General features: G+C 45.1%; 7 protein-coding genes. All 7 read right to left on the bottom strand.

The window, feature by feature from the left end; translation table 11 throughout:
- Positions 1 to 102 precede the first annotated feature (102 nt).
- Entirely contained in the window at positions 103 to 2,319 is a 2,217-nt protein-coding gene (locus ACY8D0_RS11455) for a bifunctional 2',3'-cyclic-nucleotide 2'-phosphodiesterase/3'-nucleotidase (protein ID WP_462410633.1), read from the bottom strand.
- A gap of 268 nt (positions 2,320 to 2,587) precedes the next feature.
- Positions 2,588 to 3,262, bottom strand: a complete 675-nt coding sequence (locus ACY8D0_RS11450; RefSeq protein WP_462410632.1) for a hypothetical protein — start codon at positions 3,260 to 3,262, stop codon at positions 2,588 to 2,590.
- 373 nt (positions 3,263 to 3,635) lie between these two features.
- Positions 3,636 to 7,247 carry a dynamin family protein gene (locus ACY8D0_RS11445; RefSeq protein WP_462410631.1) on the bottom strand — a complete coding sequence of 1,204 codons (3,612 nt, stop codon included), beginning with the start codon at positions 7,245 to 7,247 and terminating at the stop codon, positions 3,636 to 3,638.
- Between the two features lie 28 nt (positions 7,248 to 7,275).
- On the bottom strand, positions 7,276 to 7,800 hold the full coding sequence (locus ACY8D0_RS11440; protein WP_462410630.1) for a hypothetical protein: 525 nt from the start codon (positions 7,798 to 7,800) through the stop codon (positions 7,276 to 7,278).
- Between the two features lie 14 nt (positions 7,801 to 7,814).
- Entirely contained in the window at positions 7,815 to 9,566 is a 1,752-nt protein-coding gene (locus ACY8D0_RS11435) for a dynamin family protein (protein WP_462410629.1), read from the bottom strand.
- Between the two features lie 2 nt (positions 9,567 to 9,568).
- On the bottom strand, positions 9,569 to 11,416 hold the full coding sequence (locus ACY8D0_RS11430) for a dynamin family protein (RefSeq protein WP_462410628.1): 1,848 nt from the start codon (positions 11,414 to 11,416) through the stop codon (positions 9,569 to 9,571).
- 425 nt (positions 11,417 to 11,841) lie between these two features.
- On the bottom strand, positions 11,842 to 13,056 hold the full coding sequence (locus ACY8D0_RS11425; RefSeq protein WP_462410627.1) for an ROK family transcriptional regulator: 1,215 nt from the start codon (positions 13,054 to 13,056) through the stop codon (positions 11,842 to 11,844).
- Positions 13,057 to 13,125: the final 69 nt, after the last annotated feature.

Genomic DNA, 13,125 nt, shown 5'->3' with positions numbered 1-13,125 from the left:
CTTAGACTTCTCAATGATTTTGGCATCAATTAGGAGAATAGATCCATTCCCATCGCCCCAAAACAAAAAGAGCCTAACCACCGTTAGGCTCTTCTCCTTCAACTAATGAAGTTGGCGTTTTTTGAAATATAGTACTGCTCCGGCAATGACAACTAACAATCCGAGCAGGAGATCATTATACATAGATGTCGCTGTCTTCGGAAGCGAATTTCCTTGGTGATCGGATGCCGATTGTTTATCTGTGGATGTTGCAGCATGAGATGCTGTTACATTAGCAGACGGTGTTCCGGCATTTGTCGAATTACCGCTAGTAGCCGCTGTTCCATTCCCGCTTCCAGAAGAAGTTTGGGTTCCCCCCTGAACCGGAGCATTACTTGGCTCATTGGCGAAGACCAATTGATAGATTTGAGTGCCCCCAGCAGCTTCCCCTTCTGCCTTAATGTTAGGAACCCGGTCCAGATATTGCTTCCCATCGGCAGGACTGGTAAACGTAAGCGTCACATTTGCATTGATTGGTGCAATTGACCAGTTTTGGTCAGCAACCGGACTGATGACACCTTTATCACGAATATAATCCATCATGATGTCACGGATTTCATCCGTTGAATCCAGCACAAGCGGAGCCGTTCCGTCCACTAAGCCCGGAAACTTCCCGCCGCCGCCGGCACGATAGTTATTGGTGACTACAATAAACTCTTGGTTATCCTTAATCGGCGTGCCGTCCATCATGGTAAAATTAATAATTCTGTGGGACGCGGCATTTTCCAGCTCACCTTTGCTGAAGTTATATCGTCTAGGCTGAGTAACATCGACCTGGTATTTTACGCCGTCAATGACATCATATAAATAGCCGGCAAAAGAGTTATCAATTAATTCTTGAGTTTCTGTTTTTGCAGGGTCAATCTGCTTAAAGTTGGAAGCCGAAAATTCCAGCCATTCCCTGACCTGTGCCCCGGTCATTTTCACCGCTTTGATCGTATTGTCAAAGTTGTACAAATCAGTGGCGCTCTTAATGGAAAGATCTCCTACAGGCACATTGGTATTATTTTTAAAAGGAGCGGCTGCAGACAGAACAGGAAGCCCACTCAACTCAGGTTTATTGGTTGAAATCCATTTTTTTGCGTAATCACTTTGAACTTCATTGATAAATTGTAAGCTGGCATCATCTACGACTCTGGCAAAAAAGCTGAACATTGGATTGGTGGTTTGTCCGATTTTTTCATTCACATAGCGAATGGTGGCCTCATGGAAGTCTTTAACCCCATCCACAATCACTTGGTCCAATGCTGTGTCAGCCGTAACAGGTGTTACTTTTGAAACCGCAGTTTGCTTGTTAACGGTCCATTTGCCATTTGCATCTTGAACCAAATCTAAATCAATCACACCTAAATGGCTGCCCCATTTTCCTGCTTCAACAGCAGGCACACCATTAATTTGACCGGTTGCATTATCAATACCTGCCAAGTTGGCAAAATCTTTACCCGGGAATACTTGATGGGCGTGGCCAAACAGCATCACATCAACGCCCGGTACTTTGGTCAATTGATAGACGGCGTTTTCAGCATCCGCAGTGTCCTCTTCCTGAATATCACAGCCAGAGTGAGCAATCGCAACAATAATGTCCGCCCCTTCTGCTTTCATTTGAGGAATGAATTTTTCCGCGGTCTCCTTAATCCCTTTAACCGTCACTTTTCCATCCAGGTAGAACTTATCCCAGTTCAAGATTTGCGGTGGCACAAATCCGATTACCCCGACTTTGACGGTGGATTCTTGACCGTTATCATCGATGATTTTTTTATCTAAGATTTTATAAGGGGTGAAATAATTTTTTCCAGTGACTGCATCGTAAACGTTGGCATTCACCACATCGAATTCAGCGCCCTGTAAAACACGGTTTAAGAAAGGTAATCCGTAATTAAACTCATGATTTCCCACAATCGCAGCATCGTAATCAAGACTATTCATCGCCTTGAACATCGGATGGACTTCGCCTGCAGGCAAGTTTTTTGCAGCGTAAGTCGCCAGCGGGGTCCCTTGAATCGTATCCCCCGCATCAAATAGCATCGAGTTGGCCGCTGTGCTTCTCGCTTCTTTGATGAGTGTTGCCGTTTTGGCCAGTCCATATAATTGGTTGTCCTTATCTTGGTAATAGTCATACGGCATAATATTGGAATGAAGGTCCGTGGTTTCCAATATCCGCAATGAAGCTGTGTTTCCACTGGCTTCTGCCTTTACACTGCCAGGAAAAATCCCGGCTGCTGTTGCGGCAAAAAGAAAGGCCACAACCATAGCAACAAACAAACGTCTTCCCTTTTTCAACTTTAATTCCGCCCCTTTTATATTTATGTTTTTACTATTACTAAAGTAATATATCAAATTGTAAAAATACTTTCAATTAAATATATGAACATTATTATATGTATTTTTATAAAATGTACGTATTTTTCGGCATAACGCAGGAATTCACCCACTAAAACCCGCGATTATATGTTAGTTTCCTAACAAACGTAAAAAACCAGGGAGATGGTACTTATGGCTAATTCGCCACAAGAACCGGCCCCCTGGTCACTATCGACTTATTTTTTGCCTATTGAACTTTTTCTATTGCCGAACCAAAGAATACTTGAACATTGGTCGTTCCGCCTGAGACGTTTTCAAAAGAGGAAGCCCCTAAAGGCAGACCCCAAAAACGGGCCTGGTCCTCTTCCAAGAGATCTCCAGTGCTGTTATACATAATTACTTGATAGGAATTTCCTTCGTCGTCCATTAGATGTGTGAGGGAAACCACTTCGTTATTATCCAGATTTTGCTCTTCTACAGAAATAACCGTCCCTTCGAACGATACTACTTTTTCGAAGTATGGAGCAGCATTTTTGTTTAGCAGTTTGTAGTTAACGGAACTGTCTGTCATCTGTTTGGCCTTCTGAACAGCCTCTGGAGTTTTGGCCGGGAACAGGGTATGATTTTTGACAATGAAATCATATGACACTTGATCCAGTTCCAAATTATCCTCCGTGATTGCTGGTAGGTCTTGAGACAATCCATATGCGTAAATTTCATCAGCCGAAGGAGTATCATCTTCCGCGTCTTCGGCCGCTGTCTCTTCTGTTGCCTGTTCTTTTGATGATGTGGTTTCTGAAGTCGTTTCTTCAGATGCCTTATCATCGCTGGATTTTGCTGATGTGGTTTTCGAGTCGCTGCCACAGGCAGTCAATCCTGCCACTAAAAGTAACGAAACCAAGAAAAATAAAACCTTTTTCACCTACATGGCCCCCAATATATATTTTTATAAAATTACTACTATATTATACCAAGAAATATTCCATATTTTACATAGGTAGGTGAAAAATAATAGGAACATTGTCATTTTTTATCGAATGCATCCATTTTTGCATAACTTTTGTACTAGGTTTCTAAATAAATTTATGCTTATAAAAAATTCTAATTTTATCCATTGTTTTTTTAATAAAATATACAGATATTTTAATATACTTTTTTAGGCATTAACCCTGGCACTGTAACCCTAAATAAAGAAAGACCGGATTCGTAGAGAAGCCGGCCCCAATTTTAAATCATCTATTTCACTTTGGCGGTTTTAAGCCACAAAAGCTGTCCCCTTAGTTTCCATGGTCAGCCTAAATAATATATTTCCTCCGCTGGTACCGCCATTCCTTGAATTGTTCCATTGTTATGTTGATTTCGGCTGTAAACAGCTTCATTTCCACGATTTCGTTTTCTACTGCAACTATGTTATGTTTGTTGTGTTGGATCTCTGCTTCAATCGTTTTTTGATAGGTTTGGAGCTGACCTTCGATGATTTGGTTTAAACTGTTCACGAAGGAGGTCATGTTTTGCATATTTAAATCCTTGTCACAAAGATCAATGATATTCGTCCGTAACTCCTCCACCGCGTTGATATACGCCTCGTACAGTTCCTGTTTCACTTGCCCCAACGACTTGCCTCCTAGGAGATTTCCTAAAAACCCTCCTAAAACGGCACCGAGCGGACCGAGAAAAGCAGCACCAATCACCGCACCGATCGCGGAACCCCCATTCAGTCCACCGCCATAATTAATGGAATTAAACCCATCACCCAGGTTGCTCTTCATGGCCAGCTGTAAGCTTGGAAGAGAATTTAACAATTGGCGCGGATTCGCCATGCTTTTGAACGGCAGGTTAGCATAGAGCTCTTCAAAGACACGGATAATGTCCTCTTGCAATCGCTGGACCATCCTGCTCAGCTCTTGGCTCCGGACTTTTTCAATCTGGGTAACGGCCGATTGGGATAAGCTTTCCGCCTTGGATTTAGCATTATTCTTTAAAACACTGTTGGAGGATACGGTTAAAAGCCAATTTTCAAAGCCATCAACGCTTGACAGTAAATTGCCATTAATGCTGTCGGATAAACGCTCAATATAAACATCCCGATGCGAATAAAAACTGTCATTTAGCGTATCGCGGATCTCCTCTTCAAACAGCTCGTAACTGACCGGTGCCACTTGCTGCACCTTCGTCAACTGGTCTTCAAATTGAACAATTTCCTGCTCGATTTGTGCCGTGACTTTATTGGAGAGCAGGATCGACTCCTTCGCCAGCTTATCCACTAATAGATCGAGTTGCTGGGCCTCCGCCTCTTCAAAAACCTTTTGAATCAGGCTGTGCAAGTTATCGATGTATCGCCAAGCCTCCTGGGATACTTCTGATTTCGGAAGGGAACATACCGGGTAAAGGATGACTTGTTCCACATCCAAGTGGTTGGCCAAATCGCGGCGGACCCTCTCGATCGTTTCTTCCGCGGCGCCTTCCCCATCACAGTCAAGGTCGTCATCGCCAAAGACCAAATCCATCTTATTCAAGATCACAAAAATCTTGCCGGCTTCCTCACGCACCATTTCAAGAATTCCTATTTCTTTTCCTTTTAAAGCGTTGCGCGCGTCCATGATAAACAAGGAAATATGGCTGTTCTCGACGACCCTGTTGGCAACGGCCGATCTTGCCTCATTTCCATTGAAGCCCGGTGAATCGATGAGCGTGATTTGTTCCGGCAAGGACGCAAGCGGGAAATAAACCTTTACTTTGTCGACCCACTGCAGCATAGGAGACCCTACCTGGGTGTGGGCGAACATAAACGATTGAACTTCAGGAAGATGTTCCTTCAATATCGCACAGGTGCCTGGAGCCAACCATGCAGGATCCACGACTAACTGCTCCCGCATATGACCGGACTGATCCCAGACCTCCATTCTTAGTTCCTCACCCCTGGAAATTTCCGTTGGCACTCCCGTTGCTTCTTCTTGAGTGGCAAAGAAAATATTCGTGGAAAAAAGGGAATTCATGAGCGTCGTTTTTCCCGCACTGGTTTCTCCCACCAGAGCGATTTTCAAAGATGGGGTGGTTGGCATTTGGCCCCTCCGAAACATCTGAAGGTCCTTTTCCTCCCTTTTGATATCCACAAGGGTGCGCAATTCCTTTTGAAGGTACTCTTTATACCGGTTGAGTTCGCCGCTTACTTCCGCCCGTTTCTGCTTCCCTTCTATCATTTTTTCCATCCGCAGAACAATCTCTTGCAGTCTTCCCATCACAGCTTCCGGCCCGTCTATTTCGACTTTTTCCAAGTCGTTCTTTAAAAACTGTTCCCCGAGCTCGTGCAGCCACATGAACGGGTGGTCTTTCGGAATACGGGATAGGCTTTCAAGAATCGCGCTTTTCGATGAAAGGGCGGCGCCTTCCCAGAACAGAAGCATGTCATCGATATGCCGGACAAAGGGATCTGTATGGCCGATTCTGAAGATCAGATCTTTTCTCCATTCCATTAGGAGGTGGAGGGCTTCAGGGATTCGGTTTAGTTTGATGAGACACTCCAGCTGCATGGCATAATAATATAGATTAGCCGAGCTTGGAGCTGGATCCTTTTCCCTTAACCGGCCAATGGCCAAAGAAGTGGCCAGACGATTCACTTTTTGCAGGATCAGTGCAGGAGATTGCCTATCGGTCCGTAATTTTGCAAACAAAATGCGGATGTTGATTTCAGCATCCTTTCCGGGATCCAAATCTCCCCAGAGTTCATCCGCTCCGAGGATGCCGCTGGTTGTCCAATCCTCCACTTCATCCGCTTGAACATTGGGCAGGTACTCCAGTTCGCTTAATTCCTGAAAAGCTTCCGTATATGCCAGATAATCGGATTTAAACTCCGGCGCATCCCCGGCAATTTGTAGGACCAGTTCAAATGTCGAGAGGTAATTATAATTTTCCGGTTCCGTGATGGATGAGGCTAAATTGGTGATGACGTTGATAAATGGTCTTATTTCCTCCTCCTCCATCTCCAATTCCCCTACGTAGGCCAAAACGGAATCCACCAATTTTGAAAGGGATGGCGCATTGTATGGCTCCGAAATTTCAATCAGGTTCCCCAGCACCTTTACTCCCCTGATATAGATGGTTTCATCCTGCTCAGCCAATTTCCGGAACGCCATGCACAGAGCTTCCACCATCTCCCCGTAATCCTGCCGGGCCTTGGCATAAATGGCCCGGAGAAGCAAATTCCTTACCGAGTTTGGGTCCCCCGTGCCCCCGTTCCATTCGGGTAAGTAACGGAGTGCCCCTTCATGCCAGTTGTACCAAATGTGTTCGAATAAAATGCTTTCGGGATCAAAATAAAGCAAATAGGAAATCCTTCTTGCCACATGAACGACCGCCTGGCTCGATTTGCCCAATAGATTGAGCGTCCTGGTAATCATTAAATCAATAATTCCGTTCATCGGGTCGACTTCTTTCCACCCATAAAGAAGCCGTAACGCCTCATCCAAGGAATTTTTCGAAATTAAGGAGTAAGCTTCCTGCAATTCCTCCACCAACACGGGAATCGGGTGTTCATAACGGATACCATGGATGTAGTCATAAACATCGTCCAAGGTGTCCTGGTCATGCAGCTGAATCCAGAACTTATCCTCTTCGCGCTTTTCGAAATCGTTAAAGGAAAAGTAAAGTTGGTTTTGCTCATAATATAGAAAACATTGCTTTACATATAAAATACTATTATAAAAATAGCCCTCCACCTCTTGGTCGAAAAAACCTATGCGCTTGTCTGTCAGAATAAACGTTCCATTAAATTCTTCCTCATCAGGCCAAATGGATGGACCCGTTATTTTAACCTCGACCTCCACGAGAAGTTCTTCCTCTTCCAATGGTTTCATTAGGTTGCGGATTTTGGGATTTTTGATTGAAAGCTTACTTATTTGCGTTTGCATGTAGTATTAGTCACCCGGTTCTAAAATTTTAAAGTAGTGGTGGAAAGGTCATCTGATGGATCTGTTGAAGCGGGTCGGCATGCCCTGACTGCAGGACCTGGTTTTGCCAATCCGCGTGAATACTGTGTAAATTTTGCGGTGTGTGGGAGGTGAATGTTTCGCCTCCCAACAGGTTATGCCCGCTTTGGCCGATGATTTGGTTATTCGCATTAAAATAAGTGTGACCGCCAAGCACGTTGGGCTGGCTCTGACTCGTCATTTGATTGTTCGCATCAAAATGGGTATGCCCGCCAAACACATTAGGCTCGGTATGCCCCAATTTATGGTTATTTCCGTCAAAACAATCCCTGCCCCCCATTACATTCGCTTCGGAGTGGCCCATTGATTGGTTGTGGGAATTGTAAAAATTTTCTCCGCCAAATAAATTGGATTGGGTATGTCCCGTCATTTGGTTCTGTTCATTAAAATAATTTTTCCCGCCCATGGCATTCGTTTCACTGTGTGACATTTGGCTATGGGAAGGATCAAAAAACTGATGCAGGATATCTGACATCACGCACGGCCCCCTTAAAAGATTTTTTCAGCGCTATCTTCATTCAAACTCTCTATGCAAGTCTGAAGCGTTTGCTGTATTTCCGCCCGTTTTTCGGCAGAAAGCTCGGTCATTTCCAACAATGGATCATCAACCGATAACTCAATTAACTTGGCAAAGGCAGAATTGTGGTCACGATGGAACGATTCCAGTGATTCCGTCATATTCCCGAACCACGCGAAAACCGATTGTTTTAATTCCCTTTCGTAGTAGGAAACCACTTCATTGATAAACAGCGGAACCTGCTGGATGAGTTCTTCTTTTACTTGTTCCTGTTGTTTGATGCGTGCGGTCGAAGACAGGACATTCCCCAAAGCGCCGCCGACGATGGTGCCAACCCCTGGAAAAATCAAGCTCCCCGCAATCGCACCGATTGACATCGGCAGCACATTCTCCAACAGCAGCCGGACAGACCGGTCCTGGCCTTGATTGACGTTTGCCGTCCAAACGGGCATTTCCACAGGGTTCCCCTGCGGCAATGCCAGCTGCAGGCGAAAATACTTGTCATATTCGCGGGAAACATGCTCCGAAAAACGGCTCATATACGTTTTAATTTCAGGGGCCTTGGCCTCAGAAAAGTGTTTGATGGAACGCTCGATTTGCAAAGGGACCACTTGGCTCCAAAACTTCTCCAGATTCCCTTCCTGCAGCCGGAGCTGATAGAGAATTTGATCCGTTATCTGATTTTTTAAATTCGTGCAGGATTGGGCCAACATCTCTTCCAACGTTTGGCGCCCTACGAGGTCGATACTGTTCTTGAGCTGATGAAACTGCGCTTCCACTTGGTCCTTCTTGCTTGCCAGTTCTTTCTGATACTCCAACAGTCTTTCCTGGTTGAGTTGGTGAATCGACTCAATGAAGACTAATTGTTCCCACAGAAGATCGGCAGCTGCCCGCAACCGCGCATGTTGGCGCCGAGAAAAGTTCTGGGACGCCTCATCCCGCAATCGGTTTATTTTGGCAAGCAGGTTCGTGTAGTCCTTATGCTCCTTGCCGGCTTCTTTCATCCGCATCACTTCACGGGCCGAATAAGGTATCACCGTCACGTCACGCTGAAGAACCTGCTTGATTCGTTCCGTCGCACCTTCGAGGGCCTCTTCCAGCTCGTCTTCATCCAGCCTGTCCGCCTTCGAAACCACAAAAAGAAGCGAATCAATCGAATAGCTTAACACCCGGGTCTGCAAAAATTCCGCTTCGGTCCGTGTCAGGGGGGCAGCGGCATCCAACAAAAACAGGGCAGCATCACAAAACGGCAGGATGTTATAGGTTATCTCAGCCCTGCTTTGCGAAATATCGTTGACCCCTGGGGTATCGATAATGGTGATTCCTTGCCTTAGGAACGGGTGGTTTAAGCGAAGTCGAAGGAAGTTGACCTTGGATTCATCGATGTCCCCTTCCGCACCGAAACGTCCAAGCTCCTCTTTGTTTATGGGGAAGGATTCAGGAGGACGGTCCTCCCATACGACTTGGTACGTATTTTCTTCGCCATATTCCAAAATATGAATGCACGCGGTCATCGGAAGGACATCGGTTGGAAGCAGCGCCTCCTCCAACAGGGAATTGACAAGCGAGGACTTGCCGCGCTTGAACTCGCCCAGTATCGCCAAATGGAAGGTTTCATGAGCGATTGCTTCCTCCACAGAGGCGAGTATATTTCTTGCGGCAGGATGATCCAGCCACTGGTTCATTTCCGATAATTTCTTATGAATCGTTCCTAATTCCATCATGGTTACAGTTCTCCCTTGATTGAGTTTATGAGCGCCAGCATGCTGCTTAATTCACTCCATTTTTCTTCGAGACGATTCCTTTCTGAGACGACGTTTTGACTTTGGCTGACAAGCTCCCTCTGCTTGAGTTCAGTGGTTTGGCGGATCGTTTCCAAACGGTTTTCCATTCTCTCGCGATAATGCCCGCCGATTGGGGCCACTTCCTTTTGCGCCAACTCCTGGGCCTCATCTTCCGCGTTGCGGATGATTTGTTCGATTTGGCCGCGGATGGTCGAGACAATCTTCACGCGCTGTGCCTCCAATGCTTTCGCCCGTTTTCCCTCTTCCCACTTGTTTCCCAATAAATAGGTCCCGGCAACTGCAGCGGCAATGCCGATTGGGCCGAACAAGGCAGCACCGATATAGCCCAGCGTTCCGCCGACAGCAAGGTTCAGCGCCACACTTTCAATTCCATCTTCCAGCATCTTCACGTCCTTAAACGAAACAAGGTCTATGAATCGATTATTCTCCAATGGCATGATCGATTGATTCGTTTTTACTAAGGAGCGGTTTTCCTGAAATAAATCGCCATACTTTTCTTGCAATTTGTCCCGCAATTCACGGCGGAATTGATTCATTTTTTGCAGCAATTCCTCCATGATGTCGCGAATTCCTGTAGTAATCATGGACTTTAAATGTAAAATCTCCTCATCCGAATAGCAATTTTCCGCCACTTCCAAGAGATTTTGCTGCAGGTTGGTAAATTCCTTCCGGGTGAACTGAATCATCCATAGTGAGAGCTCGGTGGTTTCTTTTTCTAAAAAAACTTGGAGAGACTGGCTTTTAACCTGGAGCTGTTCACTTTCTTTATACAATTTCTCAAGGCTCTTTGAGTAATCCTCTTCCGTCATGTCCTGCAGCGATATTCTTTCCTGGATGGTGCTGATGCCATCCGAGATAATGGAGTGGATTCGCTCGATATGATCCGGCATCCTGCCTTTGGCTGCTTGTTGGGACAAAAAGGCCAACAGCTCGTCTTCGAAATGGGAAAATTCCTTTTCCCAAGGGTTTTCGTCACGTTTGAACCTGGCTCGCAAACTCTCCTTAGAAGATAGTGTAAAGATCTTAGGGGATTCAATCATCGGCAGATGTTCCCCGAGCAGGCGGGTAACATAGTTCGTCAGCCTTTTGCTGATTTCCCCATTTGGCATCTCTTCCACTTCATCCATCCGATTAATGACAAACAGCAGTCTCTGAACATCGTTCGCCAGGACTTTTTCTTTTAGAAACCGTCTTTCGCTTTCTGATAGCGGCTGCTGGCTGTCCAATAGAACGATGCAAGCATCCGCCTTGGACAAATAGTTAAACGTGATTTCCTCTCGCAAGTCATCAAGATCGTTGACCCCTGGAGTATCAACAATGAGACAATTCCACTCCTTCAAAAAACCAGGATATTGGATCCGCACTTGTTTGATATCATGGGCTTGTTTGTTAACGGTGGTAACGTATTGGTCCAGGAATTTATTGACCTTTTCATCGGGAAGATCAATTTCGTCATATGTTCCATCCGAAAACTGGATTTGCAGTTTTTTCTCCGTCCCGCCTTCGATGACACTGATAGTGGCGGTGGTTGGGTTGACTTTTGACGGAAGGATGGGTTGTCCAAGAAGGGCATTAATAAATGTTGACTTCCCGCGGCTGAATTCTCCCACCACAAGCAAATGCATTTGCTCCCTCGAAAGGCGGTCTTGGGCTGCCTTTATGCGTCCCTCAAACCCGAATTCCCCGAGAAGCGGCACTAACCGTTGTAGATTATCTTCAATCTTATCTTTTAAGAACGCAAAATTTCGAACACTCGTGCTTGTAACCATAACCAACACTCCAGAAATATCAATTTAGTAAATTTATCCTAGAATACTTATTTTCACTCTCTTAATTAAGGGAAATATGACAAAATAACCCCTTACAAAGTTTTACAAACATATTTTATCACGGAGCCGCCAGAATAAATATATTCTTTTATTTGGAATTTCCCTAGGACTACAGGGGTAGCCACAGGGACTGTTTCTTAGCCTGAAGCAAGAGGCACAACCCTGATCCACCTTTTGGCCCCCCACTAGTTTTATTCCTATTTTCAAATAAATTTCTTACACAAATAGATCGCCATTTATTTATCAATAGAAGAAAGCTGCAAAATAATAAAATCTAGGAAAGAAGCAAGTGCCCAACATGCACTTGCTTCTTCAAAAACCGTGGGGACAGTCCTCCTAGTTTTTTTTCACGAACTGTCCCCCAGTTAGTAAAAAGGATTAACCACACTTTCGTGTTCCCGCAAAAATAAGGAGACCGCCCCTAAAACCCCTGCATTTTCCCCCAAGCGTGATATTTTCAACTCTACTGAACTAGGAAGATAATGTTCTACGATTTGACGGAGCCTTGGTAAAATAAAATCAGAGGACTTTAACACCCCGCCTCCCAAAATGATGACCTCCGGATTTAATAGACTGGCCGCATTCACAATGCCATAGGCGATATGCTCAATCGCTTCTTCCACTGCCACCAAGGCGACCTCGTCTCCTTTTATCGCCCATTCAAACGCCTCTTCCCCCGTAATCCCTGATGAATGGGACCTTTCGTACAAGGGATGGTTCGGATGTTCGCTTACTAATTGTTTGAGCCTTTCTCCAATGGCTTTTCCACCCGCTACACTTTCTAAATAACCATAGCGATGAAAAATGGGTTTAAATTCATTGGTCATGTGGTTTTTATCGGTGACCATATAACCCATTTCTCCTGCTGCATTGGAGGACCCCCGATATAGCTGATTATGGATAATAATGCCGCTTCCGATTCCGGTTCCGATGGCGATAAACAAGACATTTTCTTTGCTTTTGGCATTGCCGAGCCATTGTTCCCCAAGTGCCGCCACATTCACATCATTGTCAATGTAAACCGGAAAGGACAAGTATCGCTCCGCTTCCTTGATGAAGGGGTACCGCACCCAATTCAAGCTTGGCGCTTCCGCAATAACCCCGCTTGTTGTATCCGTAATTCCCGGCACTCCAACCCCCATTCCCAGAATTTCCTGTTCAGTAATATCATTCTTTTGAATGAGCAAACTGATTTCTTTTGCTATTTTTTTGATGATCCCGTTATCTAAATAGGATTCCGTAGAAAAATGGCTCGAAGCAACAATATGGCCCCCAAGGTCACTGATGATGATTTTTACCTTTGAGCCTCCAATATCGGTGCCGATAATATAGGCCGCTTTTTCATTGAAATAGAGTTGAATCGGCCTTCTTCCTCCCTGTGAGGTTGAATCACCGATGCCCTTTTCGATGACCCATTTCTCTTGGATGAGTTCATCCACCAATAATGAGACGGTCGGCTTGCTGATTTTCAGTTTCCCCGCAATCTCCGCCCTGGAAATGGACGCATTATTCAAGACGCACTGTAGGATTCTTTTTTTATTAAGCGACCTGATCTGCAGTTTGTTCTCATTTGCACTCATTTTGTATCACGGCCTTCATCAGTTTGTTGGGTTAGTTAGTTTTAATAATTAACTAAAATATAACTTATG

Source organism: Neobacillus camarae, from assembly GCF_054950115.1.
Note: the sequence above shows the minus strand (reverse complement) of the source record. Positions and strands in the feature narration are given on the sequence as shown.

Excerpts from the sequence above, each read along its gene's own strand:
- ACY8D0_RS11425 (WP_462410627.1), bottom strand. The coding sequence starts at position 13,056 with ATGAGTGCAAATGAGAACAAACTGCAGATCAGGTCGCTTAATAAAAAA.
- ACY8D0_RS11440 (WP_462410630.1), bottom strand. The coding sequence starts at position 7,800 with ATGTCAGATATCCTGCATCAGTTTTTTGATCCTTCCCATAGCCAAATG.
- ACY8D0_RS11445 (WP_462410631.1), bottom strand. The coding sequence starts at position 7,247 with ATGCAAACGCAAATAAGTAAGCTTTCAATCAAAAATCCCAAAATCCGC.
- ACY8D0_RS11430 (WP_462410628.1), bottom strand. The coding sequence starts at position 11,416 with ATGGTTACAAGCACGAGTGTTCGAAATTTTGCGTTCTTAAAAGATAAG.
- ACY8D0_RS11435 (WP_462410629.1), bottom strand. The coding sequence starts at position 9,566 with ATGATGGAATTAGGAACGATTCATAAGAAATTATCGGAAATGAACCAG.